This is a genomic window from Paraburkholderia sprentiae WSM5005 (genome assembly GCF_001865575.2).
GTDB lineage: Bacteria > Pseudomonadota > Gammaproteobacteria > Burkholderiales > Burkholderiaceae > Paraburkholderia > Paraburkholderia sprentiae.
The window spans coordinates 3,599,841-3,625,043 of sequence record NZ_CP017561.2 but is presented as its reverse complement, the minus strand read 5'-3'; the positions used below and the strand labels follow the sequence as shown (position 1 = coordinate 3,625,043).

At 65.0% G+C, this 25,203-nt stretch carries 23 protein-coding genes; 8 read left to right on the top strand and 15 right to left on the bottom strand.

Features of this window, described 5'->3' with window-relative positions; all coding sequences use genetic code 11:
- Positions 1–122 precede the first annotated feature (122 nt).
- Together gshA and BJG93_RS16590 are read left to right on the top strand one after the other, a co-directional pair.
- Positions 123–1,739, top strand: a complete 1,617-nt coding sequence (gene gshA, locus BJG93_RS16595) for a glutamate--cysteine ligase (protein WP_027199314.1) — start codon at positions 123–125, stop codon at positions 1,737–1,739.
- Between the two features lie 221 nt (positions 1,740–1,960).
- Complete coding sequence (locus BJG93_RS16590) at positions 1,961–2,476, top strand: hypothetical protein (RefSeq protein ID WP_027199313.1); 516 nt, start codon at positions 1,961–1,963, stop codon at positions 2,474–2,476.
- A gap of 51 nt (positions 2,477–2,527) precedes the next feature.
- Here the strand turns inward: BJG93_RS16590 and BJG93_RS16585 are convergent, their stop codons facing one another.
- From BJG93_RS16585 to BJG93_RS16575, 3 genes are all read right to left on the bottom strand, one after another.
- Positions 2,528–4,090: a DHA2 family efflux MFS transporter permease subunit gene (locus BJG93_RS16585; protein WP_027199312.1), complete on the bottom strand. Its 1,563-nt coding sequence runs from the start codon at positions 4,088–4,090 to the stop codon at positions 2,528–2,530.
- A 210-nt stretch (positions 4,091–4,300) separates the two neighbouring features.
- Complete coding sequence (locus BJG93_RS16580; RefSeq protein WP_027199311.1) at positions 4,301–4,807, bottom strand: MarR family winged helix-turn-helix transcriptional regulator; 507 nt, start codon at positions 4,805–4,807, stop codon at positions 4,301–4,303.
- Entirely contained in the window at positions 4,804–5,007 is a 204-nt protein-coding gene (locus BJG93_RS16575) for a hypothetical protein (RefSeq protein WP_154671870.1), read from the bottom strand. Before BJG93_RS16575 ends, BJG93_RS16580 begins: the two co-directional genes overlap by 4 nt.
- 58 nt (positions 5,008–5,065) lie before the next feature.
- On the opposite strand from BJG93_RS16575, the gene BJG93_RS16570 reads away from it, so the two are divergent.
- Together BJG93_RS16570 and BJG93_RS16565 are read left to right on the top strand one after the other, a co-directional pair.
- A complete protein-coding gene (locus BJG93_RS16570; RefSeq protein ID WP_027199310.1) occupies positions 5,066–5,470 on the top strand; it encodes a hypothetical protein in 405 nt (134 codons plus the stop codon).
- Between the two features lie 267 nt (positions 5,471–5,737).
- Positions 5,738–7,339 (top strand): efflux transporter outer membrane subunit, encoded by a 1,602-nt coding sequence (locus BJG93_RS16565; RefSeq protein ID WP_027199309.1) that lies wholly within the window; start codon positions 5,738–5,740, stop codon positions 7,337–7,339.
- 43 nt (positions 7,340–7,382) lie between these two features.
- Here the strand turns inward: BJG93_RS16565 and BJG93_RS16560 are convergent, their stop codons facing one another.
- The 8 genes from BJG93_RS16560 to gspG all read right to left on the bottom strand — a co-directional run bounded on the left by BJG93_RS16560 (position 7,383) and on the right by gspG (position 13,441).
- A complete protein-coding gene (locus tag BJG93_RS16560; protein ID WP_027199308.1) occupies positions 7,383–8,162 on the bottom strand; it encodes a type II secretion system protein N in 780 nt (259 codons plus the stop codon).
- A gap of 28 nt (positions 8,163–8,190) precedes the next feature.
- Positions 8,191–8,694 carry a type II secretion system protein M gene (locus BJG93_RS16555; RefSeq protein WP_027199307.1) on the bottom strand — a complete coding sequence of 168 codons (504 nt, stop codon included), beginning with the start codon at positions 8,692–8,694 and terminating at the stop codon, positions 8,191–8,193.
- Complete coding sequence (gene gspL / locus BJG93_RS16550) at positions 8,691–10,100, bottom strand: type II secretion system protein GspL (protein WP_027199306.1); 1,410 nt, start codon at positions 10,098–10,100, stop codon at positions 8,691–8,693. Before gspL ends, BJG93_RS16555 begins: the two co-directional genes overlap by 4 nt.
- A gap of 28 nt (positions 10,101–10,128) precedes the next feature.
- Positions 10,129–11,232, bottom strand: a complete 1,104-nt coding sequence (gene gspK, locus BJG93_RS16545; RefSeq protein ID WP_027199305.1) for a type II secretion system minor pseudopilin GspK — start codon at positions 11,230–11,232, stop codon at positions 10,129–10,131.
- A gap of 1 nt (position 11,233) precedes the next feature.
- Complete coding sequence (locus BJG93_RS16540; protein WP_027199304.1) at positions 11,234–11,908, bottom strand: PulJ/GspJ family protein; 675 nt, start codon at positions 11,906–11,908, stop codon at positions 11,234–11,236.
- Positions 11,886–12,293 (bottom strand): type II secretion system minor pseudopilin GspI, encoded by a 408-nt coding sequence (gspI, locus tag BJG93_RS16535; protein WP_051374450.1) that lies wholly within the window; start codon positions 12,291–12,293, stop codon positions 11,886–11,888. Before gspI ends, BJG93_RS16540 begins: the two co-directional genes overlap by 23 nt.
- A 1-nt stretch (position 12,294) precedes the next feature.
- Positions 12,295–12,834: a GspH/FimT family pseudopilin gene (locus BJG93_RS16530; protein ID WP_082194673.1), complete on the bottom strand. Its 540-nt coding sequence runs from the start codon at positions 12,832–12,834 to the stop codon at positions 12,295–12,297.
- Positions 12,835–12,976: 142 nt separating this feature from the next.
- Positions 12,977–13,441, bottom strand: a complete 465-nt coding sequence (gene gspG / locus BJG93_RS16525) for a type II secretion system major pseudopilin GspG (protein WP_027199301.1) — start codon at positions 13,439–13,441, stop codon at positions 12,977–12,979.
- A gap of 136 nt (positions 13,442–13,577) precedes the next feature.
- On the opposite strand from gspG, the gene BJG93_RS16520 reads away from it, so the two are divergent.
- Positions 13,578–13,991 (top strand): type II secretion system protein N, encoded by a 414-nt coding sequence (locus BJG93_RS16520; protein ID WP_027199300.1) that lies wholly within the window; start codon positions 13,578–13,580, stop codon positions 13,989–13,991.
- Between the two features lie 8 nt (positions 13,992–13,999).
- Here BJG93_RS16520 and gspF read toward each other — a convergent pair whose 3' ends face one another.
- Genes gspF through gspD form a run of 3 tightly spaced genes read right to left on the bottom strand, consistent with a single transcriptional unit; the run spans position 14,000 to position 19,138 of the window.
- Positions 14,000–15,217, bottom strand: a complete 1,218-nt coding sequence (gene gspF / locus BJG93_RS16515; RefSeq protein ID WP_027199299.1) for a type II secretion system inner membrane protein GspF — start codon at positions 15,215–15,217, stop codon at positions 14,000–14,002.
- A 4-nt stretch (positions 15,218–15,221) separates the two neighbouring features.
- The gene (gspE, locus tag BJG93_RS16510; protein ID WP_034479755.1) at positions 15,222–16,736 is read right to left on the bottom strand and encodes a type II secretion system ATPase GspE; all 1,515 of its coding nucleotides are present in this window, start codon (positions 16,734–16,736) and stop codon (positions 15,222–15,224) included.
- A 5-nt stretch (positions 16,737–16,741) separates the two neighbouring features.
- The gene (gspD, locus tag BJG93_RS16505) at positions 16,742–19,138 is read right to left on the bottom strand and encodes a type II secretion system secretin GspD (protein WP_027199297.1); all 2,397 of its coding nucleotides are present in this window, start codon (positions 19,136–19,138) and stop codon (positions 16,742–16,744) included.
- Positions 19,139–19,636: 498 nt separating this feature from the next.
- On the opposite strand from gspD, the gene BJG93_RS16500 reads away from it, so the two are divergent.
- Together BJG93_RS16500 and BJG93_RS16495 are read left to right on the top strand one after the other, a co-directional pair.
- Positions 19,637–20,080, top strand: coding sequence for a lytic transglycosylase domain-containing protein (locus BJG93_RS16500; RefSeq protein ID WP_027199296.1), 444 nt, complete (start codon positions 19,637–19,639; stop codon positions 20,078–20,080).
- Between the two features lie 156 nt (positions 20,081–20,236).
- Positions 20,237–21,586 (top strand): GTP-binding protein, encoded by a 1,350-nt coding sequence (locus BJG93_RS16495; RefSeq protein ID WP_027199295.1) that lies wholly within the window; start codon positions 20,237–20,239, stop codon positions 21,584–21,586.
- A 97-nt stretch (positions 21,587–21,683) separates the two neighbouring features.
- Here BJG93_RS16495 and BJG93_RS16490 read toward each other — a convergent pair whose 3' ends face one another.
- Positions 21,684–21,962, bottom strand: a complete 279-nt coding sequence (locus BJG93_RS16490) for an HU family DNA-binding protein (RefSeq protein ID WP_018418891.1) — start codon at positions 21,960–21,962, stop codon at positions 21,684–21,686.
- Positions 21,963–22,406: 444 nt separating this feature from the next.
- On the opposite strand from BJG93_RS16490, the gene mnmC reads away from it, so the two are divergent.
- Positions 22,407–24,374, top strand: coding sequence for a bifunctional tRNA (5-methylaminomethyl-2-thiouridine)(34)-methyltransferase MnmD/FAD-dependent 5-carboxymethylaminomethyl-2-thiouridine(34) oxidoreductase MnmC (gene mnmC / locus BJG93_RS16485; RefSeq protein WP_027199294.1), 1,968 nt, complete (start codon positions 22,407–22,409; stop codon positions 24,372–24,374).
- Positions 24,375–25,203: the final 829 nt, after the last annotated feature.

Here is a 25,203-nt window from a genome sequence, read left to right as displayed (position 1 = left end):
AGCCGTTCTGGTGAGATGTTAAAGTGCCCGCTACCGAAAATTCCGCCGAAAGTTGTCAGCCGCTGTACCGTCTGCGAATCATCTGGCGATACACGGCGACCGGCAACGCGCGACTTGCATCAATGCCCAACACGACACCTTCCTGCACGACCGACGCGTTTTCGCACCGCCTGTCCGTGCTCGACTCGAGCCCGCAGCGCGACGCGCTGATACGAGGCCTGCGCGGCATCGAAAAGGAAAGCCTGCGGGTGACGCGCGACGGCCACCTCGCGATGACGCCGCATCCGCGGGCGCTCGGCTCGGCGCTCACGCATCCGTCGCTGACGACCGACTACTCCGAGGCGCTGCTCGAGCTGATTACGCCGGCCGAGCGCGACGCCGCCGAAACCCTCGCGCAGCTCGACCTGCTGCATCGTTTCGTCTACGCGGAGCTCGGTGACGAGATCCTGTGGAACAACTCGATGCCGGCCCTGTTGCCCGCTTCCGACGACGACATTCCGATCGCGCACTACGGCACGTCGAACATCGGCAAGCTGAAGTACGTGTACCGCATCGGTCTCGCGCTGCGCTATGGCCGCACGATGCAGTGCATCGCGGGCGTCCACTACAACTATTCGCTGAACGAAGAAGTGTGGCGGCTGCTGCACGCCGATCAGCGATCCACCGCGAACGCCGTCGACTTCCAGTCCGAGCGCTACCTCGCGCTGATCCGCAATTTCCGTCGCACGAACTGGCTGCTGATGTATCTGTTCGGCGCATCGCCGGCGCTCGATCGCCGATTCCTCCGCGATCGCAAACACGCGCTCGACACGCTGGACGCCGCCACGCTGTATCGCCCGTACGCGACCAGCCTGCGCATGAGCGACCTCGGCTATTCGAACACGACCGCGCAAGCCGGTTTGCATGCCGACTACGACACGCTGCCCGGCTATCTCGACGCGCTCGCGAAAGCCGTGAGCCAGCCGTATCCGGCCTACGAGCAGATCGGCACGCAACGCGACGGCGAGTGGGTGCAGATCAACACCAACGTGCTGCAAATCGAAAACGAGTTCTACTCGACGATTCGTCCGAAGCGCATCACCTATCCGGGCGAGCGGCCGCTGCATGCGCTCGCCGCGCGCGGCGTGCAATACGTCGAAGTGCGTTGCATGGACATCGATCCGTTCGAGCCGACGGGCATTTCGCTCGAAACATCGCGCTTTCTCGACGCCTACCTGCTCGTGTGCGCGCTCGACGACAGCGCGCCATTGCCCCCGCCCGCGTACAGCGAAGCGAACGAGAACTTCGGCCGCGTGACGATGGAAGGCCGCAAGCCAGGCCTGGAACTGGTTCGCGACGGCAAGCCGGTCGCGATGATCGACTGGGCCAACGAACTGCTCGTGAAAATCGACGCCGCGGCCGCCGTGCTCGACAGCCTGAAGGGCGGCGACGAACACGCGCGCGCGGTCGCCGCGCAACGCGCGAAGCTCGCGGACGTGTCGCTGACGCCATCGGCGCGCGTGCTGCAAACGATGCGCGAGCAGCAACAGAGCTTCCTCGCATTTGGCCTCGCGCAAAGCGAAGCGCACGCGGCCTACTTCCGTGCGCGTCCGCTCGACGCCGCGCAGTCCAAGGCGTTCGCGGACCTCGCGCTGCAATCGCTCGACGAACAGACGAAGCTCGAACGCGAAGAGGTCGGTTCGTTCGACGCTTTCGTCGCCGCGTATCGGGCCTATACGCTCAATCGCTTCAGCGTCTGAGCGTTTTGACCGCAGCATCTCCAGAGTTGTCCAGGCGGCCCACGTGGCCGCTTTTTCTTTTGCGTGCGGTAACGCGCAAGTAAGCTCTACGGATTGCGCGCTGCGAGGGTGCCGAATCGGCAAATTCTCCGTGCGTCGTCGCGATTCTCGGATCGGATGAAACACCGTCACAGTGTGCTGGTCCAAAAGCTTATGACACGCTGCACAGAGGAGGTATCGACGTGAAGAACAAAACTCTGTTGGCCGGGCTCTGTCTCGTGGCGACGGCGGCATGCTCGACGCAAGGCCAGGTCGATCCGGACGTGATGCAGATTGCGACCACACCGTTGACGTGTTCCAACAAGGCGGAATGCGAGCTCTGGTGGCAACGGGCGCAAACGTGGGTCGCCAGTCATTCGAAATACAAGATCGAGACGGCTAACGACTCGCTGATCCAGACCGCCGGCCCGGACGGCGGCAAGCGCGCGCTCGCGTTTCAGATTACGCGCGCTGCAAGTCCCGATGGCACCATGACGATCGGTTTTTCCGCGCATTGCGACAGTTCGCTCGGCTGCAAGCCGAATCCGTGGGAAGCGGGCGCCGATTTCAAGCAGTACGTGAGAGGCGCGACGGGCACAGCCGCGGGAGCGCCGCAAGGCAGCGCGACACCACCGCAGAACGCGCCGGATGCGACGCATCCGGAGACGATGCCCGGAAGGACGACTACGCTGCCCAATGGCGAGGCGATGTCGAAATAGCTCGATCAGTGGCGGCAGCGGCGATGCGTTTGCCGCTGCCGCGCTTTTGCTTCAGTGTCCTAACGAAGGCCCGGTGCCCTTGCGCGGCTTCGTGATCCAGACGAGCAGCGCCAGCACGATGAACGCCGCGCACGAGATGCGAAAGAAGTCGTTGGTGGCGATCATGTACGCCTGGCTCGTCACCACCTGGTTCAGCTGCGCGGTCAGGCTGTCACCAGACAGCCCGACGCCAGCGAGCGCATTCGTATAAGCATTGGTGTTCGCCGAATACGGGTTGACCGTATCGGCGAGCATCGCGTGGTGATAGATCGTGTCGTTTTCCCAGAAGGTCGTGCTGATCGCGGTGCCGATCGCGCCCGACAACGTGCGGAAAAAGTTCGACAGACCCGACGCGCTCGCAAGACGCTCGTCGGACACGCTGGACAGCGTGATCGTCGTCATCGGCACGAAGAAGCACGCGACACCGATGCCCTGCACGAGTCGCGGCAGGATCACATCGCCGAACGGCACGTCGAGCGTGAACGTCGAATTCCAGAACGACACGATCGCGAACACGATGAACGCGAAGCTCGCGACCATGCGCAGGTTCAGCCGGTGCATGTTCTGGCCGATCAGCGGCGACAGAAACAGCGCGAGCAGTCCGACCGGTGCCGTGGCGAGACCCGCGAGGCCGGCCGTGTAGCCCATCACCGTTTGCAGCCAGAGCGGGAAGATCACCACCGAGCCGAAGAACGCCATGAAGCCGAACGAGATGATCACGACGCCAAGCGCAAAGTTGCGATCCTTGAACAGCGACAGGTCGACGATCGGCTCCTTCTCCGTCAACTCCCAGACGAGCAGGAACGCGATCGACACCAGCGCGATCACCGCGAGCGTCACAATGAACGTCGAGTTGAACCAGTCGCGGTCCTTGCCGAGGTCGAGCATCATCTGCAGACACGACACGCCGGCCACGAGCAGCACGAGGCCCACCGCGTCGATGCGCTGGCGTGTCGTCCGGGTCTCGCGGCCGCGCAGCAGCAGATACGCGCAGAACGCCGAGAACAGGCCGATCGGCACGTTGATGTAGAAGATCCACGGCCACGTGAAGTTGTCGGTGATATAGCCGCCCATCACCGGACCGAAGATCGGCGCGCAAATCACGGTCATCGCCCATAAGCCGAGCGCGAGGCCACGTTTCGCGGGCGGGTAGGAGCGCATCAGGATCGTCTGCGACAGCGGCACCATCGGCCCGGACACGAGCCCTTGCGCGAGCCGGAACCCGATCAGCGATTCAAAGTTGTGCGCGAAACCGCAGGCCGCCGACGCAATCGTGAACAGCAGCACCGACAGCGTAAAGAGCCGCACCTCGCCGACGCGTCGCGCGAGCCAGCCGGTCAGCGGCACGGCGATCGCCGAGGCTACCGAGTACGATGAGATCACCCAGGTGCCCTGACTTGCCGCGACGCCGAGGCTGCCGGAAATGGTCGGAACCGCGACGTTCGCAATCGAGGTGTCGAGCACCTCCATAAAGGTGCCGAGCGCAAGGCCGACGGTAAGCAGCGCGAGCGTGCCGCCCCGGAGCGGGGCGGGTTCGGTTGCGGGCAGCATGGCGTTGGATGCCGTGGCGTCCATAGGTGGTTCTCCTTCGGAGGCGGAAACTTGTCGCGGCAGCTTTATCGCGCGTCTCCACGACGACGCTTACGTGCCGCAACACCCTCTGCCCAGACAGATATCTGCTGACAATGGCACCCTTGAAAAGCGCCTCGCGAATGTGTTGCTAGTTCTTCGTAATCGAGCGCAGCCGCGATCCGACGAGGACCGTGCTTCGGTCGATGCTTCGGCTCAACGCCGTGGCTGGCCCTGCAGTGGCGCCGGTCCGCAACCCACGTCGACTCCTCCCTCGGGACCGTTCGCGATGAAACGGGCGAGCAGGTGAATTAGCGTCGCGTGCTCTTCGGCGGTAAAGCCGCGCAACTGGTCGTTCAGGACGCTCGCGCCCAGGTTCGGCAATTGCCGCGCGGCCTCTCGGCCCTGCGACGTCAGTTCCAGCTTCACCATGCGCCGGTCGTCGCTGCTGCGCATGCGCACGACGAAGCCCTTCTTTTCCAGGCGATCGAGCAGACGCGTCATCGAGCCGCTGTCGTACGACATCGCGCGCGACAGCTCGAACGGCGTGCTCGCGCGCCGCGACGACAGCATCAGGATCACGCCGATTTGCTGCGCGGTGAGCCCGAGCGGCTTCACCGCACGGTCGGTCCGCTCGACCAGCACGTTGCGCGCTTTCGTCAGGTAATAGCCGAGACTGCTCGTGAGTTCGACTTCGTCCGCTTTGTAGGGGCCATCAGTCATGAGGTATCCGCGACATCGACAAGCAAAACGAAGTTTAGCTGCCTAAGCAGACGAGTCAAATTGTATTTTGCACCGCGCAACCCACCATCATGAAAACAACAATCGACCGATTCGCGCGGCACAGTATCTTGAAATTTGATTGCATAGTCAATATTATGATAAGCAATCAGTTTCGCGCGTCCTGCGCTGTTCAAGATCATGTTCTGACCGATCGACCGCACGTCTGCTGTTCGCGAGGCGCGCCAAAGGATTTCTCCGATGCAGTACCTCAAAAACACGCTCGGCGGCCTGAGCCGCTCACTGACCGATTCCGCACTCCATAGCTTCCAAGGCCGGCACCGCTGGTGGAAGCTCGCGCTGTTGGCGGGACTGTTCGTGCTGCCGGGAGGATCGCTGGGCGTCGCGCTGCTCGCATGGGCCGAGCATCGACGGATGGCGAAGCGAGCGAGGAACGATAACGCCGCGCTCGCGGAGACCAGCCTGAGTGTGTTGCCAGAGGGAAGCTTCGCGATGGAGACGGGAAACGCCGTCGCTGCGACGCCAAACGGCGGCACCGCTTGCCTCGCGACCGGCGGCGCTTCGTGCCGCGCGTCGGCTGGCAAGCTCGCGTGCAGGCGTCAGCGTCAACGCCAGCAGTTCCAATCCACCGAATCGCGGCCCTGACGGCGCGCCGGTTCACGGCGCACCCGTCACCTTCATGCCGCCACCTGCATCACCGCGAACCCGCAGACTCTCCGCCTGCCGGTAACAACGCGTAACCATCGCGTCAGCGCGAGTAACACACCGGCGCACCGCCTCGCATTAACCTTTCAGCCTTCAGTTTCCCGCGCTCGCGCGGGCTCATACGCTAACATTCCGGCACATAACGATTTCGCCCGGCCGGTGGCGGCGCTGCCGGCCGCACCGCGGCGTCCAGAAGGAATTCATTGCATGCAGTCTGACCGAATCACGCGCGCGCGTGCGTTTGCGCCGCGCGTCCTGACCCTCGCCGTATGCGCGGCCTGCGCGACATTCGTCGCTGCTTGCGCGGTCGGCCCGAACTATCAGCGGCCGGCCACCGAGATTCCCGCCTCGTTCAAGGAAGCCGCGCCAGGCTGGAAAGTCGCCGAACCCGCCGATCAGCACGACCGCGGCGACTGGTGGGCGATCTATGAAGACCCGAAGCTCAACGAACTCGAAGACAAGCTCAACGCCGCGAACCAGACCATCGCGCAATTCGCCGCGAACTACCGGCAGGCCCGTGCGCTCGTCGGCGAAGCGCGGGCCGCGTACTTTCCGACGATCGGCGCGTCGGCGGGCGCGGCGCGCTCGGGCAACGGCACGCAAACCGGCAGCATTACGACGACGACGAGCCGCGAAGGCATCAGCAACAGCTTCAACGTCCAGATGCAGGCGAGTTGGGAGCCGGATCTGTGGGGTTCGGTCACGCGCTCGGTCAACGCGCAGAAAGCCGGTCAGCAGGGCGCGGCCGCCGACCTCGCGAACGCGCGCCTGTCCGCCCAGGCCACGCTCGCGCAGACGTACTTCCTGTTGCGTGCGCTCGACTCCACGCAGAAGCTGCTCGATGACACCGTCATCGCCTATCAGCGTTCACTGCAACTCACGCAGAATCAGTACGCGGCCGGTGTCGCCGCGCGCTCGGACGTGATCCAGGCGCAAACGCAGTTGCAATCGGCGCAGGCCGCCGCGATCGACAACGGCATCCAGCGCGCGCAGGACGAGCACGCGATCGCGGTGCTGGTCGGCGTGCCCGCATCGATGTTCTCGCTACCGCCAATGCCGCTCACTGCGACGCCGCCCGCCGTGCCGGCGCAGATGCCCTCCGCGTTGCTGGAACGCAGGCCGGATATTGCGTCGGCGGAGCGTAAGGCCGCGGCGGCGAACGAACAGATCGGCGTGGCGATCGCCGCGTTCTTCCCGTCGCTCACGCTGTCGGCGAGCGGGGGCTTCGAGAACTCGGTGTTCTCGCAATTGCTGACCTTGCCGTCGCGCTTCTGGACACTCGGCCCGCAACTGGCCGGGACGATCTTCGACGCCGGCCTGCGCAAGGCGCAAACCGACGCCGCGCGCGCCACCTATGACGCGGATGTCGCGACCTATCGGCAGACCGTGTTGACCGCGTTCCAAGACGTCGAGGACAATCTCGCGGCGCTTCGCATCCTCGAGCAGGAAATCGTCGTGCAGCGGCAGGCGGTCGCCTCGGCGCGCCAGGCGCTTGCCATCGTGACGAACGAATACAAAGCGGGTACGGTCGGCTTCGTCAATGTGTTGACCGCACAGACCACGGCGTTCACGGCCGAACTGAAGCTCGAGAGTATCAGCGGGCAGCGGATGGTATCGTCGGTGGGTCTCGTGAAGGCGCTCGGCGGCGGTTGGGATGTGACGCAGATGAATCGCGAGACCGGCGAGGTCGCGGCGCCCGCGCCGCTGCCGGCATCGGCTGCGGCGGCCGCGTCACTCGGCGCGACGTCCATCGCACAGAGCACCGCGCGACGCGCTGACGCGCCGCAGGCACAGGTGCAGAGCAAATAACGGCCACTGCTTCGCGGCCATCGCGCTGGCCGCGAAGCGCACCTCAGTGCACGAACGTGAGCGCCACCGTGTCAGGTCCGCTCGGGCGGCCAAGCAGATTCAGCAGGCCCGCGAGGTTATCGTGCTGCTGCGGCGCGGCGCTCGCCGTGCCATGAAACGATGTCGATGCGGCCGACACGGTGCCGCTGCCGCTCAGCATCAACGGCCCCTTGACCGTGCTCAGATCGAGTGTCGACGACGCGCCCTGCGCCTGAAACCTGACCCGATACGAGCCGAGCGGCTTCACGAGCGACACGCGCGAGCTGACGTCGTCGAGTATCACGGTCAGTTGTCCGAACGCCTCGCCGTTGAAGCTGCGCCAGTCGGACCACGAGAGCTGCACGTTGCCCTGCAGATCGAGCGTGTTGAATGGCGCGCCAAGCCCCGAGAGCAGCGACGCCGGCACCGCGAGCACGCCCGGCGTAACGGTTGCGCCGCGCGGCGTCGCATCGACCGTGATCGGGTCGGGCATCGCCTCGCTATGGCGCATGACCATGCGCACGCGTCCAGTGAAAAGCGGCCAGAACGCGGTGCGCCATTCGATCCGCCCAGGCAGCAGCGTCGCCGCACTCATATCGGCGCCGGCGGCCAGCATCAGCGTCGCGGAGCCATGCCACAGCGAACCGTCGGCGTCGACGAGATTGACGTGCCCATGCGTTTGCCGCGCGAACTGCGGCGTAATCCAGGCGGCCGGCAGCAACGCGAGCGTCACGGCCGCGACCGAGAAAACGGCGACCACCAGCCACGGCAGCGCCGCACGCAGCCGCCACATCCAGTAATTCATGCGAGATCCTGTAGCGAGCGGCGCGTCGTTATTTCGCGCTAGACGGTTGCAGCGCGACCGTCAGGTCCACCTGGCCGTCGTCTTTCAGCGCGGTGATGTGCGCCTCGGAGACCTGCACCTTCAACTGCTTGCGCACGTCATCGACCCACGCGGTCCAAGCCGGAAACGCCACGTTTTTCATCTGCACCTGCACCGCGTTGCCGACGAACTGCACCTGCGTCGCGGCAAGACCATGCTCGCCGAGCGATGCGGCGAGCGCGTCCTTCAGCGCCGCGCCGGTCGGTGCGACGCCTTGCGCGGCTGCCGTCAGCGAACGCGCCTCATTCGCCTGCGCGGTCATCTGCGCGAACTGCCGCTGCAGGCTCGGCAGCGATTCGCGCAGATGCGTGCGGCCTTCCTGCGCGGGCGCCCACAATACCGACCACGCAATCGCCACGGCGAGCGCGGCGCCGCCCCACGTCAGCAGCGCCTTTTCGCGATCGGTGCGCTGGTCCCAGAAGCCAGCCCATGTTTGAGCGAGTTCAGCTTTCATTGTCCGTTCCTGATGGTCCACTTGCCGGTACTGCTGTCGATCGCACCGGTCAGGCCGTTGCGCGCGAGGCGCTTGGCGAAGTCGGGGTCGACCTTGATCGTGGGTTTGAAGGTCACGTCGAGGCGATGGTCGTGATAGTCGAGCGCGGCGATGCCGTTGACCGGCAGCGGCGACAGCGAGCGCGCGAGGCCGTCGGCGAGCGCCAGGAAATCTTCCGGCGACAGCTCGCCCGCCGCGACGCGCAACTGTTGCACCTGACGCGCCATCTGACCGGGCGCGTCGAGCACGACGGTCGTCTTCGGGAACGTGTTGAGCAGCAGATCCGTCATCTGCGTATTGATCGCGTCACGCTTCCGCGCGAGCATCAGCCACTGCACGTTCGCGCCGATGATCGCGACGACGAGCGCGGCGAGCGCGAGCAGGATCGGCAAACGCAGACGCCGCAGCGTCGCCCGATCGAGGCGCCACGGCTGCGATGCGAACTCGAACTGGCACAGGTCGAAGCGGCATTCGAGCGCGCGCCGCGCGAGCTGTTCGAACGGCAGCGGGCTCGCGCCATGGATATGCGCGGCAAGCCGCGCGGGATTCGTCGTGGCGTGGTTCGATTCGTTGCCAGGCACTTCCGTCAGCATGTACAGCGACACCGGCGCCGCACCTGCCAGCGCGGCAAGCGTCGCATTCACCGCATCGGCTGGCGCCGCGAAGCCTTCGCCCTGCATGCCGCGCGCAATCGCGAGCTCGACGCGGGGCACGCCGCTGTCGATCTCGCCTTCGACCAGCAGCGCGGGCGCGGTCTGCACGACCGCACCGAGCACGGCGGCCACCATCGGCACGACAGACGGCACTTGCGCCCCGAGCACCGGCGCGACGCCCGGCAGCGACGTGGCGACGCTCGCCGCGCCGGCCATCACCGGCTCGCGCACTTCGGCTGTTTGATCGACGCCTGCGGCAACTTCGGCCACCGGCGCCTGCGGCAGGCACCGCGTGACCGGCACCGCGCGCAAGCTGCGATGACCGGCCGCGGTGAACGCCTCGTAAATGAATCGGAACCAGCCGCGATCGACGATCGCAAGCAAGTGCCGGCCTTCGCCAAGCCCCTGCGGATCGACCGCGATATGGCAGGTCTGCGGATCCTGGATCAGTTGATCCTCGACGATATTGGGCAGCGCCTGGCGCAGCTTCGGGCCACGTAGCGGCGGCAGCGTCGCGGGCATCAGCAGCAGGTCGCGCGCGGCGAGCATCAGCACCGTCGTGCCAGCGCGCGGCAGCAGCGCGAGCGCCGAGCGGCCGGCGCGCTGCGTGCGCCCGGTCTTGTCGAGCAGCACGAACGGCAGGTCGGGCAGTTGCCATTCCTGCGAGGGCACCGCCGGATCACGCGGCGGCAATAGGACGATCAGCGTGCTCAAAGGCCACTCTCTCTGTGAATTGCGTTATTCATAGTTGGTCTTGTACCCGCACGATACGCGTGGTGTGAGTCAGCGGATCGCGATAAACGAGCGTCGTGCGATCCACTTCGGCGCGCTCGTGCTGCACACTGCCGTGGACTAAAAAGTAGCTCGAGTTGACGTCGAACTGATTCGGATCGATCGACACCGATTGCACGCCGGCGGCCGTCAGCGCGAGCTGCACGTCGCCGACGTTGCGGAAAAACACGGTCTGGCGCCGCGCGACCAACGCCTGCGCCTGCGACACCGTCATGCCGGGCACCACCGCCGCGATCACTTCTGCCGACGCGGTGTTCATGTTGATCGCGGTGGTCGTAGGCAGCACGGTGACGAACGGCCGCAGTTTCGCGACGATCTCGGGCGTGTAGCCCGGAATGTCGAGCAGCGAATCGACGCCCGTCATCAGCAGCGGCGCGACCGCCACGTTGTCGTCGCCGTCCTCGATGCCGGGCTGGTTCGTGAAGTTGCCGCCCGTCATACCGCCGCCGCCGACCTGCGGGGTGCTGCTGATCGACGTGCCGGTCTGAAAGCGCGTCGCCGATTGCGACAGCCCCGCGCGCATGTGCAGCGCGGTCGCTTTGGCGAGCTGCCCGCTCACGCCGAGCGACACCAGCAGGCGCTGATACGCGGCCATCTGCTCGGCGCTTATCTGCGTCACGCCGGGCGCGGGACTCGCGACCAGATTGCGCAGGTTGAATCTGGACTGCGCGTCCTCGATCGAGCCCGATAGGTACGTCGCCGCGCCTTGCTCAGCGCGTACTTCGCCGATCTGGCCGAGAAAATCCGACAGCCGCGTTTTCGCGATCGGCACGCCCCACAAGCCGCCCAGATACGTGATGCCCGCCGACGTATCGCCTTCGGAGCGCAGAATCAGCCGCGTCCAGTCGAGCGCGCCGCGCGCGACCCATAGCGCCTGTGAAAGCAGCCGCTGATTCTCGATGCGCCGGATCTGTACCTGCTGGCGCCACAGCATGCCGGACACGAGGATCGCCGACAGCGCGACGACCAGCAGCGCGCTGATGATGGCCACGCCGCGCTCGCGTACTCGCGAACCCGATGCGGACCTTTTCGGCGACGACGAAGAGAACGTCATGTCATTCTCCGACCAGAAACACGCGCGTGACCGGACGCGCGAGCGACGTCGCGCCGATGCTGACTTCGAGCCCCGTCACCGAGCGCGGCATCGGCGCATTACCGAGCTGCGGCACCTTCAGGTTGTTGACGGCCTCGGTCATCGCGGTCTGCACGTCGTTCATCTGTATGGTCCAACCGAGTTTCGGCACGTACATCCGCGCCGAGATCGAGCCGACGCCGCCCATCAGCGGCACCGCGCTCCAGCCTTCGTCACTGCCGTGCAATGCGCGCCGCAACTCGCCGACGTTGCCAAGCGGCGGCGACGCATAGCGCACCACCCGGCCGTTCGAGATCTGATAGCGCACCACCTGCAGACGCGGCGCGCTGCCCGGCAGCACCATGTGACGCACGATCTGCAGCGTGTTGCCGGTGATCGACACCGCGGCCTGGCTGGATTCGTCGTCGCTGGCGGCCTGACGCGCGTCGATCCGCATCTGGTCGAATAGTTGCGCGAACACGCGCTCGTCTTCCATCGCGTTCGTGATCGTCGTACGGCCGCGGATGATCTGATCGAGCCCGCGCCACGACAGCACGGCGATCACCGCGAGGATCGCGATCGCGACAAGCAGTTCGATCAGCGTAAAGCCGCGCGCGCCGTCACGGCGGCGGCGCCTACAGCGAGCGGTTGTTTTCATTCGCGACCACCGTGACCATCTGGGCGAGATTGCCGGACTGCCCGGGCATCGTCACCATCACTTCGACGCGGCGAAACACCGGATTCGGTGTCGCCGTCACATGCTGAGTACACCGCAGCTGCAAATTGCCTTGCGAGCAGTCGAAGCTCGTCGAGCCGATGTTCGGCCATGCATGCTTCAGATGCAGTTGCGCGAGCGCGTTGTCCGCGCTCCAGCCGGCCAGCAGTCGCCGGTGCAGATCGGTTTCGCCGCTTGCGAGACTGCCGACCGCACGCAGCGACGCGGCAAGCGCGACCGCGATGATGGCAAGCGCGACCAGCACCTCGATCATCGTGAAGCCGCGCTCCTTGCGGCAGGCCGCATCGCCACTACGACGTATCGGCATCTCAGCGCACCTCGTAGCGGCCGTTGCCGGTACCGACGATCGTCGCCTGTCCGGCCGCCGAAAACAGCGTGACCTGTACCGGCACGTCGATCGCCTCGGTACCGAACACAATGCGATCCGCTTGCGAATCCGCGCCCGGGTAACGGATCGCGACACCGGTCACGCCGCCTTCCCACTGACGCGGTCCGAGCAGATCGTCGCGCAGCGGGCGCCAGCCATCCTGGGTGCGCTGATCGAACCGGAAGCCGCCCTCGAACGGCTGCCACGCGATCGGCCGCGCGCGCACTTGCGCTTCGTCGCCAGCCGATTCGAACAGCAGCGCGAGACGCTGCGCTTCCTCGTTCAGATCGGTGCGCGGATTGCGGGTCATCGTGACCGCGGTCAGCGACACGAGCAGGCCCGCGATCACGAGCACCACCATCATTTCGAGCAGCGTGAAGCCGGCCGCGCGGCCACGGCGTTGCCGGGAGCGCGGCTGCGAAGCCGTACCCGGAGTGTTCACTCGGGACTTGCAAGCGGACGTGCGCATAGTGCCGGCCATCGACGATCAACGAAAAATCAAACAGCAATGCATCGGTGAAGCGCGTACGCTTCGCCGCTCGGCGAAACCAGCGGCCGAACCGGCGGCAAAGAGGGCGCGTGCATGAACGTCATCGCCTCGCGGATTGCTGGGTTCGACGGGCTTATTGCCAGGACCCGACGTCGGAGTCGTTGCCTTCGCCGCCCGGTTTGCCATCGGCGCCGTAGCTGAACACATCGATCTCGCCGTGCACGCCCGGATTCAGGTACTGGTACGCGTTGCCCCACGGATCGTTCGGCAGGCGCTCGAGATAGCCGCCCTCCTTCCAGTTGGCCGGCACCGGGTCGGTGGTCGGCTTTTCGATCAGCGCGCGCAGGCCTTGCTCCTGAGTCGGATAGCGGCCGTTGTCGAGGCGATACAGCTTCAACGCTTGCATCACGGTGCCGATATCCTGCTTCGCCGCGACGCGCCGTGCTTCGTCCGGACGGCTCATGATTTTCGGCACGATCAGTGCGGCGAGAATGCCGAGAATCGCGATCACGACCATGATTTCGATCAGCGTGAAACCGCGTTGACGGCGGCCGCGCGAACCCGCGTTGTCAGCGCGGCGAATGGTCGACAGTTGCATAGCTTGCTACCTCTTTTCAGGTGAAATTTCTGGCTCGGGCGGTCAGATTGAACACGCCGGGCCGGTCATTTTAATGTCATGCAGTTGAAGGGTTTCAACCCACCGCAATTTTCACAATAGTCCGTACAATGTGCGTATGAACGCCATCCAAATCCGCCTGCTGTCGCTCGCGCTCTTCGCCGCTTTCTGTGCGACGCTGACCTACTGGGTCATCACGCTCACCGCGCTGTCTGGCGCGCCGTTGCCGGCTGCCGCCGCGCATGCGCAGATTTCGACCGACCAGGCCGCGACGCTGTTCGGCGGGCAACTCACGCGCAACGTCAATCAGGACATCCATCTCTTTGGCATCCTCGCATTGAGCGAAGGCGCCGCGGCGATCGTCAGCGTCGGTGGCGAGCCGCCGCGCGCGGTGTCGCTCGGCAGCACGCTGATGCAAGGCACCAGGCTCTCCGAAGTTCGCGCGCGCTCGATCATCATCGACCGCAACGGCGCCCGCTCGGAAATCTTCCTGCCCGCCAACTCGAGTGGCCCCACCATTTACGTGCGCTGAAAATCTGACTACTGCACGAGGTTGTTCAGCTCGATGATCGGCAGCATCACCGCCAGCACGATCACGAGCACCACGCCCCCCATCGCCAGAATCAGCAGCGGCTCGAGCAGGCTCGTCAGGAACATCGTGCGACGCTCCAGTTCGCGCGCTTCGCCGTCGGCCGCGCGGTCGAGCATCGTCGTCACGTCGCCGGTCGCTTCGCCCGAGCGGATCAGGTGCACGAGCACCGGCGGAAACGTCTTCGTGTTGCCGAGCGCGCGCGACAGCGACGTGCCTTCTCGCACCCGCACGATCGCGTCGTCGATGTTTTCACGCATCGCGTTGTTGCTGAGCGTTTCGGCCGCGGCCTGCAACGCGCGCAGAATCGGCACGCCCGCCGCGGTCAGGATGCCGAGCGTGCTCGCAAAGCGCACGGTGTTATAGCCGCGCACGAGCTTGCCGATCAGCGGCGCGGTCAGCACCCAGCGGTCGAAGGCGAGACGCGGCGCCGCTTGCCTGAGCGTCGCACGAACCAGATAGACGATCACCACCACGCCGATCAGCATCGCCCACCACCAATGCCGCACGAAGCCGGACAGCGCCATCATCACGATCGTCAGAAACGGCAGTTGCTGCTTGGTGCTCGCGAACACGTTGACGACCTGCGGCACCACATAGCTGAGCAGGAACGTGACGATGCCGAACGCGATGATCGTGACGATCGTCGGATATGTGAACGCAAGCACGATCTTCTGCTTCAGTGCATTGCGCTGCTCGATGTAGTCGGCGAGTCGCGACAGCACCAGACCGAGCTTGCCCGTGTGTTCGCCGGCCGCGACGAGCGCCCGGTAGATCTCCGGGAAATCCTTCGGATGCTGCTGCAGCGCATTCGCGAGCGAATGACCGCCGAGCACCTCGGCGCGAATCGCCGCCATCAGCTCGCGGATGTAGTCGCGCTCCGACTGCTCGGTGAGCACCGCGAGCGCTTCGTCGAGCGGCAGGCCCGCGATCAGCAGACTCGCGAGCTGCCGCGTCAGAATGGCCTGCTCGCGCTGCGACAGACGACGCCCGAGCGCGAGCCGCTGATTGCGCTCGCCGCGCGTACGCGACGCCGCCGGTTCGACGACGAGCGGGGTGAGTCCCTGCGAGCGCAGGTTCGTGCGCGCGCCGCGCGCACTATCGGCGTCGAGCACGCCTTTTTGTGCCTTCCCCGCCGCGTCGATCGCTTCGAAACGGAATGCCGGCATGCGCTTATGCTCCGCCCGTCACGCGAATCACTTCTTCGAGCGACGTCAGTCCCGATGCGAGCCAGCGCTCCGAATCGTCGCGCAGCGTGCGCATGCCCTGAGCGCGGCCCGCTTGGAGAATTTCTGCGTCCGCCGCGTTACGGTGGATCAGCGAACGGATCGTGTCATCGATCAGCAGCAGCTCGTAGACGCCGCGGCGTCCCGCATAACCGGATTGGCCACAACGGTCGCAGCCGACCGGATGCCAGCGCTTGCTGCCGTCCTGTTCGGTGCGCTCTTCGCGGCACACCGGGCACAGCCGCCGCACGAGGCGCTGCGCGAGCACGCCGAGCAGCGACGAAGCGAGCAGATACGGTTCGACGCCCATGTCGGTCAGACGCGTGACCGCGGATGCCGCGTCGTTCGTGTGCAGCGTCGCGAGCACCAGGTGGCCGGTCAGCGACGCCTGCACCGCGATCTGCGCAGTTTCGAGGTCGCGGATTTCACCGATCATGATGATGTCCGGGTCCTGACGCAGAATCGAGCGCAACGCGCGCGCGAAGCTCATGCCGATCCGCTCGTTTACCTGCGTCTGGCCGATGCCGGACAGGTCGTATTCGATCGGGTCTTCCACCGTCATGATGTTGGTGGTCGCCGTCTCCAGCCGCGACATCGACGCATACAGCGTCGTGGTCTTGCCGGAGCCGGTCGGGCCCGTCACGAGCACGATGCCGTGCGGCTTGCCGATCAGCTTGTCGAACTGGCCGAGCGTATCGGCCGCCATGCCGAGGGCTTCGAGATTCAGTCGCGCCGCGTCTTTTTCCAGCAGACGCAGCACCGCGCGCTCGCCGTGGCCGGTGGGCAGCGTCGACACGCGCACGTCGACCGGACGACCGCCGACGCGCAGCGTGATGCGGCCGTCCTGCGGCAAACGTTTCTCCGCGATGTCGAGCTGCGCCATGATCTTGATCCGCGAGATCAGCGCGCCGTGCAGCGCTTTTTTCGGCCGCACGACGTCGCGCAGCGTGCCGTCGACGCGAAAGCGCACCACGGACGCATTCTCGAACGGCTCGATGTGGATATCCGATGCCTGCTCGCGCGCCGCTTGCGTGAGCAGCGCGTTGATCATGCGGATGATCGGCGCGTCGTCTTCCGATTCGAGCAGATCCTCGACCTCGGGGATGTCCTGCATCAGACGCGACAGATCGACTTCACCTTCGACTTCGCCGACCACCTGCGCGGCGCTGCCGTCCTGGCGAGCATACGCGTGGTTGATCGCCTGCGCGAGCTCGTCGGCGGGCACGCGCACGACCGATACCGCGCCGTAATTGCGCGCGACTTCGGCAAGCGCGGCCTCGCTCGTGCGCTCGCTGATCCAGACTTCGAGGCTATCGGCATGCTGATGCGCGACCAGGATCTGGCCGCTGCGCGCAAAGCCGTATGGCACGAGCCGGGCGGCGAGCGGCGAGGGCGCCGCGCGCTCGCCCGCGGCGGCGTCACCGTTCAGCGCACGTTGCGATGGCGCGGCTTGCGCGGGCATCTGTGTCACGGATGCGCTCCCGGCGACACCGTGCTCGGCACCGCGCCGCTTGCCGGATTGACGAGCGCCGGTTGCGGCACGGTTTGCGGCATCGTCTGCGGCACCGGTTGCGTCATGGGCTGCGCGGCGGCTTGCGGCACGGCCTGCGGCGGTACCTGCTGAGGAACCTGTTGGGGTGCCTGCTGCGGCATCATCTGCTGGCGGCGCATCTGGTTCAGGTCGAACAGGTTCAGCGCCGGCGCGCCGCCCTGGCTCGGGCCGAGCGGCATCGGCGGCACGACCGGATCGTCGCGATCCTTCATGATGTTGTTGTCCGAGCGGTACGCACCCTGCACACCCTGGATGTAGTCGTAGCGGTTCGCCGTGACGGCCTGCGTGGTGTCACGGTCGCTCAGGATGACCGGGCGCAGGAATACCATCAGGTTAGTCTTGTCGCGCGTCTTCTGCTCGGAACGGAACAGCTGGCCCAGCCACGGAATGTCGCCGAGCAGCGGCACCTTGCTGTTGCTGACCTGGTAGTTGTCCTGCATCAGGCCGCCGAGCACGATGATCTCGCCGTTATCGCACAGCACGGTCGACTGGATCGAACGCTTCGTGAATTCCGGCCCCGCCGGGTTCGTCGACGCGTTGTTCGTGCCGTTCACGATCGCCGAATCTTCAGTGTAGAGCTGCAGCTTCAGGATGCCGCCGTCAGTGATCTGCGGCTTCACGTGCAGCGTCAAACCGATGTCGACGCGGTCGAACGTGTTGAACGCCGCGCTCGTCGTGCCGCTCGTCAGATTCGAATACGACCCCGTCTGGATCGGCACGTTGGTACCGACGATGATCTTCGCTTCTTCGTTGTCGAGCGTGATCAGGTTCGGCGTGGACAGCACGTTCGCGTCGGCGGTCTGCGACAGCGCCTGCAGCAGCGCGCCGAGACCCTGCACGCCGAAAATGTTGTGAATCCAGCCGACGTTCAGGCCCTGTTGCAGGCCGCCGAGCCCGGACGCGAGGGCGGCGCCGCCGGTCGCACCCGTGGCGCCAGCCGCCGCGGCTGCCGCGGTCAGGTTGATGATGCTGTTGCTCGCGCCCGTCTGGAGGTTGGTGCCGGCAAACAGCGAGTTGTTCGCGACCTGCCACTGAATGCCGAGGTTGCCGCTCGTATTCGAGTTCAGCTCGACGATCAGTGCCTCGATATACACCTGCGCGCGACGCGCATCGAGCTGGTCGATCACCGCGCGCAAATTGCGGTACACCGCGTCAGGCGCGGTAATGATCAGCGAGTTGGTTGCCGGATCGGCGGTGATCATGCCGCCGCCCTGGTCCTCGCTCTTTTCCTTGTCGCTGCCGAGAAAGCCGCCATTACTAGCGTTCGAGCCCGAGGCGCCGCCGCCCATCGGCGAGTTCATCGAGCCGCCGCCGAAGCCGCCGGACGGCAACGGCGGCGTGCCCGACGTGCCCGTCGAATTGCTGGCGTTCGACAGACCACCACCGCCGCCGCTGCTGTTCTGGTTGAACGAGTTCGCCTCGTTCGAGCCGCCCGACGTACCTTCGCCGCCGCCCTTGCCGAGCATGCTGCGCAGCGTGCGTGCGAGCTTGGTCGCGTCCGCGTTGCGCAGCGGCACGACGTGAATGTTGCCCGGCATCGTGGTCGGCATGTCGAGCTGTTTCGCGAGCTCTTTTGCCGCCGCGAGGCGTGCGGTGTTCGACGCGCGCATGAGAAGCGAGTTGGTGCGCGGATCCGACGAGATCGACACCTTGAGCGTCGCGTCCGTGCTGCCGATCGAGCCCGGGTCCAGCATCTTGTTCATCTGCTGGGCGATGTCGATCGCATTGGCGTTCTTCAGCGGCACGACTGCGACCGACTGGCCGGCCGCGCTATCGACGCCCGCGATGATCTGGGCGATGCGCCGCACGTTGTCGGCGTAATCGGTGACGACGATCGTATTGTTGGCGGGGTACGCGGCGACCGTGTTGTTCGGCGAGATCAGCGGACGCAGTACCGGCAGCAGGTTGTTGGCCGATTCGTTCCTCAGCGTGAAGACCTGTGTGACCACCTGGTCGCCGCGCGCCGTCGGCGCGTTGCCGACGTAGGTCGGCACGCCTTGCAGCTTGGCATCGGCCTCGGGCACCACTTTCAGCACGCCATGATCCTGTACGAGCGCGAAGCCCTGCATGCGCAGCGCGGACTGCAGGGTCTTGAGCGCCTGCTCCTCGGGCACCGCGTTTTCGGACACGAGGTTCAGTTGCCCCTTCACCCGCGGATCGACGATGATCGTCTTGCCAGTTGCAGCGCCGATCGCCTTGGCGACCTGATCGATGTCGGCGTTGACGAAGTTGAGTGTCACCTCTGCCTGTGCTGTCTGCGCGGTGATCAGGCCAGCCACCAGCAGCGCCGTTGCCACGCGACGCAAAGCCATACAATTTCTTCTCATGGAATGTGATATCGATGCCGGCGGCCGCTGCCACCGACGGTCATGCGATGCGGACCTGGCGGCAAACTACCGCCCGGTCGGTCTGTGTGCCGGATCCAAAAGCGAGCTTCGCTCCGGACTCCTGCGTCCCGACGTCCGAAAAAAACGAACAGTAACAGCTTTTCATGTCGGATTTGAAGCAAAACAAAGGGGCCTCATGCGAATCCATTTAAGAATCGCGGAGTTGTCATTCGATTGAAAGCTAGCCGAAACCGTACGCACACGCCATTAGCCGGCTTTGTACGGTCTTATGTCGGTTAGCCAACTTGACGAAGGTCGGACTGCCGGTATGATACGAGCCGTTCGACTCGCTGTTATCTGTTTGCTGACGCGGGTTTTCCCCGATGCTCGACAAACGCCCGGCCAGCTTGTCGTTGCGGCCGGAGCGCGGCCGGCAAACTGCCTTACCGATCCTTACGTGGGTTTATTTAGTCGTCTTCACCGATGAAACGTCCGCTCGTCACTGTCGCCGCCACGCTCGCGCTGCTCGCCGCAGCCGGCTCGGCGCGCGCCGACTGCTTCGACGAGGCGGCAAAGTACCAGAAGGTCAATCCGCTGATCTTACGGGCAATCGCCTGGCAGGAGTCGCACAACCGGCCGGATGCGCAGCACAGGAACGCGAACGGCTCGACCGACTACGGCGTGATGCAGATCAATTCGGTGCATCTGCCGGTGCTCGCGCAGTATGGGATCTCGCAAGGCACGCTGATGGAGCCGTGCAAAAACGTTTACATCGCGGCGTGGCACCTGCGCCGCCAGATGAACAAGTACGGCAACACCTGGCAGGCGGTCGGAGCCTACCACTCGGAGACGCCGGGACTGCGGGACAAATACGCGCAACAGATCGCCGCGATTCTACGCAGCTGGAAGTTGATGCCCGCGCATTAGGCTTTTTGCAGCGCTGTCGCTCGCGCGGGCCACGCCCGTTTTGATGCACAATGCGGCTTCGTGTTGCTGCCGCATCGTCGAAGCGCTGTCGCAGCGCCGTCGACGGTATGCCCCGCGCCCGGCACGCCTTCCAATCTTCCCGTATCCCCTACCGCGATGAACCAGCCGCTATTGCCCATCACCGTGCTTTCCGGTTTTCTGGGCGCCGGCAAGAGCACATTCCTGAATCACATCGTCGCGAATCGCGCCGGTCTGCGCGTCGCGGTGATCGTCAACGATCTTTCCGCCGTCAGTATCGACCCGACGCTCGTGCACAATTCGGCCGAGCTATCGCGTGGCGACGAGCAGGTCGTCGAACTCACGAACGGCTGCATCTGTTGCACGCTGCGCGACGATCTGCAAAACGACATCCGTCGTCTCGCCGGCGCAAAGCGCTTCGACGCGCTCGTGATCGAATCGACGGGCGTCGCCGAGCCGGTATCGATCGCCGAAACCCTCACGTTCTTCGACGACGAAGAAGGCGCGCCGCTCGCGGGCGTCGCGCGGCTCGATACGATGGTCACGGTCGTCGACGCGTTCAACTTCCTGCGCGACTACGCGTCGGCCGACGCTCTTGCCGAACGCGGCATCGCGGTGGACGAAGACGACGACCGCACGATCGTCGAAATACTGATCGAGCAGGTTGAGTTTTGTGACGTGTTGGTCGTGAACAAGATCGATCTCGTCAGCGCCGACGAGCTCGCGCGATTGCAGCGCATCCTCGCGCGCCTGAACCCGCGCGCGGTGCAGCTCGTGAGCCGCTGCGCCGACGTGCCGCTCGCCCAGGTGCTGAACACCGGGCGCTTCGATTTCGACGAAGCGTCGAACGCGCCGGGCTGGCTCGCAGCGCTCGAGCACACGCATCAGGACCAGCACGGCGCTCAGCACGGCCACATGCATCACAGCGAAGCCGACGAATACGGCGTCGGCCATTTCGTCTATCGCGCACGCCGGCCGTTTCATCCGCAGCGGCTCTGGGCGCTGCTGCATCAGGAGTGGAAGGGCGTACTGCGTAGCAAGGGGTTCTTCTGGCTCGCGACACGCAACGATATCGGCGGCTCGCTATCGCAGGCCGGCGGTGCTTGCCGGCACGGTCCGGCGGGCATGTGGTGGGCCGCGCAAGACCGCAGCGAATGGCCCCAAGGCGACGACGACTTGACCGCCGAAATCGCCGCGGACTGGTACGGCGCGCCGGACGATATGAGCATCGGCGATCGTCGTCAGGAGTTCGTGCTGATCGGCTTCGACATCGATCCCGCCACCTGGCGCGCGAAGTTCGACGCCTGCCTGCTCACCGACGACGAATTCGCGCTCGGGCCGCAAGCCTGGCAGCACTTCCCCGATCCGTTTCCGGCGTGGGAGTTCGATGAACACGATCACGATCATCATCATCACGGCCACGACCACGGCGAGGACTGTGAGCAGTGCGGTCACGGCAACGGCGAAAACGCGCATCGTCACGACTGAACGAAGCACGCGCCGGGTGTGAACCACATGCGCGGACGAAAAAAAACCCGCCGCTGGCGGGTTTCTCGCGGGTGTCAACTGCCCGGCAGTCATCTGCTTAGCGCTTGTTGACCGAGTCCTTGAACGCCTTGCCTGCCGTGAACTTGACGGTCTTGGCGGCCGGAATCTTGATAGTTTCGCCGGTCTTCGGATTGCGACCCGTACGCGCTGCGCGCTTGCCCGAACCAAAGCTGCCGAAGCCGATCAACTGGACCGCCTCACCCTTCGACACAGACTTCTTGATCACTTCAAGCAACGTGTCCAGCGTTTCACCGGTTTGAGCCTTGCTGGCGCCCGTCTGTCCTGCGACAGCGTCGATCAGTTCCTGTTTGTTCATTAAGGTTCCTTTCTGAGTTTAGGTTGATACGAACAGCGCGACCGCGCCGATTATACGTGCGCGCACCGCGCCGTCGAGCAGCTGCGGCCCTGATCCTGAAGATCTCTCTCGCCGGACAAAACCCCGTTCGGTGGCCGTGCTGCCGCTCCCATCGCGGCGCTTGCTATGATAGCGCAGCGCAAACCCAAGCAGGATAAGGGTTTCGAGGAATTGCACGGTTTTCGGGCCGTTCTTGCAAGGAAATCGGATTTTGCCCCTCAGCATTCCCTAAACGTGGGCTGAAACCCAGTCCTGGCGGGGATTAGCGTTGGTTTTTGCCAACGCAGCAAGGCGCCTAAAAGCGTCCTGAAGGGTTTTTTACGGCGACTCGCGCGCCGCGCGCGCCGACTCGGACCATCGAACCCGCTCTTTCGAGCGACCTTTTGAGCGAGTTTTCCGTCGCGCATGACCGATCCGCTGATCCCGGCCGTCCTCGCTTTCCGCGACAACGGCAGCCCCTTTTCGCCGCTCTACGACGACATCTATCACAGCGCCGTCGGCGCGCTCGAGCAGGCTCACTACGTCTTTCTGAGCGGCAACGGATTGCCCGAACGATGGCAGAGTCGTCGCACGTTCACCGTGCTCGAAACCGGCTTTGGCATCGGCATCAATTTTCTCGTTACATGGGCCGCGTGGCGCGCCGATCCCACACGCTGCGAGCGGCTGCATTTCGTGTCGACCGAGAAGCATCCGTTCAGCGTCGCCGATCTGCGCCGCGTCCACGCTGCGACGATCTCCGATACGGTGATCGCCGAGCTCGCGCAAACGCTCGCGAACGCATGGCCGATGCTCGTGCCCGGTACGCATCGGTTGGAATTCGAAGGCGGCCGCGTCGTGCTGACGCTGATTTTCGCCGATGCGCTCGACAGCCTGCCCGCATTGCGGCTGCGTGCCGACGCGTTCTATCTGGATGGTTTTGCGCCCGCGAAAAATCCCGAGCTGTGGAGCCTGGCGATCTTCAAGGCGCTCGCGCGTGTCGCCGGCGACGACGCGACCTTCTCGACCTATAGCAGCGCAGGCGATGTCAAACGCGCGTTGACGCAATGCGGGTTCGAGTATCGCAAGGTCGACGGATTCGGCTGGAAGCGCGCGATGCTGGTCGGCCGCTTCGCGCCGCGTTGGCGTGTGCGGCGTCATGAGCCGCCCGCGCCGTTCGCGCACGACGAGCGGCATGCGGTCGTGATTGGTGCGGGACTGGCCGGCTGCGCGGTGATCGAGCGGCTTGCGGCGCGCGGCTGGCGCGTGACTTCGCTCGAACGGCATGCATCGGTTGCACACGATGCGTCGGGCAATCCAGCCGGCGTATTCCACCCGATGATTTCGCGCGACGACAGCGTCGCCTCGCGCGTCACGCGGGCGGGCTTTCTGTACGCGCTCAATCGTTGGGCCGCGCTCGAACGCGCAGGGCATCGACTCGCGCGCGGCGATCGGGGCCTGCTGCAGATCGCCGCGGACGACGACGAGGCACGCGCAATCGGCGAGGCCATCGCTGCGTTTCGCTATCCGTCCGACTATGTGACGCCGGTTGGCGCGGGCGATGCCGCGCAGCTCGCCGGCATGCCGCTCGCGCGTGGCGGCTGGTTCTTTCCGCGCGGCGGCTGGATCGATCCGGCCTCGCTGTGCGCGGCGCAACTCGCGTCGGCAGGCGGCTTGCTGGAACGACGCTTCGGCGTCGAGGTCGCGCGGCTCGAACGTTCCAGCGATCAGTGGACCGTCTTCGATATCGCCGGGCAGGTAGTCGCGCGAGCGCCGGTCGTGATCGTCGCCGGCGCGCATGACGCGGCGCGCATCGCTGGCTTGCGTCATGCGCCGACACGCAGCATTCGCGGTCAGTTGAGCTTGCTGCCGGCGGGCATCGTCGCGCCGCTCGCGTTGCCGGTGATCGGCGAGGGCTACGCTGTGCCGCTCGCGAACGGTGTCACGCTGGCAGGCGCGACCTATGAACTCGACGACTCTGACACATCGCTGCGCGCGGACGGTCATCGCGAGAACATCGAGCGCGTCGCGCGGATGCTGCCGCCGTTCGCAAGCGCAATCGATGCGGCGCCGCTGACCTCGCTCGCCGGCCGTGTCGCGTTTCGCTGCGTCACTTCCGACCGCATGCCGATGATTGGCCAGCTCGCCGACGAAGCCGCCGCCGCGGGCGATGCCGCACGCCTGCGCGGCGCATGGCCGCTGGATCTACCGCGCGTCGACGGTCTTTACGGCGCATTCGCCTACGGTTCTCGCGGGCTGGTGTGGGCCGCGCTAGGCGCTGAATTGATCGCCTCGCAGATCGAAGGCGAGCCGTGGCCGCTCGAGCGCGGCCTCGCCGAAGACATCGACCCCGCGCGATTTCTGCTGCGTTCGTTGCGACAGGCGACGATCGGTTAACCGGCACGTCGGCTTATCCACCGCATCCTGTGGATAACCGCGTAGTTAACATGCGCAAGTCGTGTGGAACCGTTGTGGACGTAAACGGGGTAACTTGGGCGTCGCAAAAAAGTGCGAAAAGTTGTTCGCGTATACCGGCAGTCGCCGCACATGCTGTGCATTGGGTTATGCGGTCGACAACTCGCTGATTTACCTTGGCAAACCTGAGTTATCCACAGAAACCGAGGCAGCTTGTTAACTGTTACTACGTACACATACAGTAAACCAGTAAACAACAAAGCCAAAGGCTACCGCTCGCAGCTCCGGCTCGCTGAAATCCGGTTCGAAGGTGCGTAAACGGATCCCTGCACGCGCTGTGCGAATGGGAACGCTGACGGTCCGATTCGCTGTTCGCGACGTAGTCGAAATCCGGGCGATGCATCGAAAAAAGGTCGCTTTTTCCGCTCGTTACGAAAATAACGTACGTTTTTACCGTTTTGCCGGTGAGTTAACGTCTTTTCGGTCGACGCGGAAAAAGCTATGGCACAATCCCCGTTCTTTTCCGCGTCGTGCCACGCATCCGGCGGCACGCGCCGCAATGGAACGGTGCCGGTCAAACAGAATCTGATTCAAAGTCGACGACGTTCCTTCACCGTGCCTGTTGCTAGCCGCATCCCGCGAATGTGCCGGACTCCGTGCGGTTCTTCGCGGCCGCGGCGCATTCCGATCATCCGATCATTGAAACCTCGCAACGCGGACTTCGCGAAGCGCTTGCGACATCGAGCGCTCGCGTTTCGCTCGTGCCACGGCGTGCGTGTGCGCCGGTTCGTGTCGTCTGCCGTTGCCGCCA

Coding starts and splice junctions, on each gene's coding strand:
- gspD (WP_027199297.1), bottom strand. CDS start 19,138: ATGGCTTTGCGTCGCGTGGCAACGGCGCTGCTGGTGGCTGGCCTGATC.
- gspG (WP_027199301.1), bottom strand. CDS start 13,441: ATGCAACTGTCGACCATTCGCCGCGCTGACAACGCGGGTTCGCGCGGC.
- BJG93_RS16500 (WP_027199296.1), top strand. CDS start 19,637: ATGAAACGTCCGCTCGTCACTGTCGCCGCCACGCTCGCGCTGCTCGCC.
- BJG93_RS16565 (WP_027199309.1), top strand. CDS start 5,738: ATGCAGTCTGACCGAATCACGCGCGCGCGTGCGTTTGCGCCGCGCGTC.
- gspE (WP_034479755.1), bottom strand. CDS start 16,736: ATGCCCGCGCAAGCCGCGCCATCGCAACGTGCGCTGAACGGTGACGCC.
- BJG93_RS16580 (WP_027199311.1), bottom strand. CDS start 4,807: ATGACTGATGGCCCCTACAAAGCGGACGAAGTCGAACTCACGAGCAGT.
- BJG93_RS16585 (WP_027199312.1), bottom strand. CDS start 4,090: ATGGACGCCACGGCATCCAACGCCATGCTGCCCGCAACCGAACCCGCC.
- BJG93_RS16490 (WP_018418891.1), bottom strand. CDS start 21,962: ATGAACAAACAGGAACTGATCGACGCTGTCGCAGGACAGACGGGCGCC.
- BJG93_RS16570 (WP_027199310.1), top strand. CDS start 5,066: ATGCAGTACCTCAAAAACACGCTCGGCGGCCTGAGCCGCTCACTGACC.
- gshA (WP_027199314.1), top strand. CDS start 123: ATGCCCAACACGACACCTTCCTGCACGACCGACGCGTTTTCGCACCGC.
- BJG93_RS16575 (WP_154671870.1), bottom strand. CDS start 5,007: ATGATCTTGAACAGCGCAGGACGCGCGAAACTGATTGCTTATCATAAT.
- mnmC (WP_027199294.1), top strand. CDS start 22,407: ATGACCGATCCGCTGATCCCGGCCGTCCTCGCTTTCCGCGACAACGGC.
- gspK (WP_027199305.1), bottom strand. CDS start 11,232: ATGACGTTCTCTTCGTCGTCGCCGAAAAGGTCCGCATCGGGTTCGCGA.
- BJG93_RS16495 (WP_027199295.1), top strand. CDS start 20,237: ATGAACCAGCCGCTATTGCCCATCACCGTGCTTTCCGGTTTTCTGGGC.
- BJG93_RS16540 (WP_027199304.1), bottom strand. CDS start 11,908: ATGAAAACAACCGCTCGCTGTAGGCGCCGCCGCCGTGACGGCGCGCGC.
- BJG93_RS16530 (WP_082194673.1), bottom strand. CDS start 12,834: ATGGCCGGCACTATGCGCACGTCCGCTTGCAAGTCCCGAGTGAACACT.
- BJG93_RS16560 (WP_027199308.1), bottom strand. CDS start 8,162: ATGAATTACTGGATGTGGCGGCTGCGTGCGGCGCTGCCGTGGCTGGTG.
- gspI (WP_051374450.1), bottom strand. CDS start 12,293: ATGCCGATACGTCGTAGTGGCGATGCGGCCTGCCGCAAGGAGCGCGGC.
- BJG93_RS16555 (WP_027199307.1), bottom strand. CDS start 8,694: ATGAAAGCTGAACTCGCTCAAACATGGGCTGGCTTCTGGGACCAGCGC.
- gspF (WP_027199299.1), bottom strand. CDS start 15,217: ATGCCGGCATTCCGTTTCGAAGCGATCGACGCGGCGGGGAAGGCACAA.
- BJG93_RS16520 (WP_027199300.1), top strand. CDS start 13,578: ATGAACGCCATCCAAATCCGCCTGCTGTCGCTCGCGCTCTTCGCCGCT.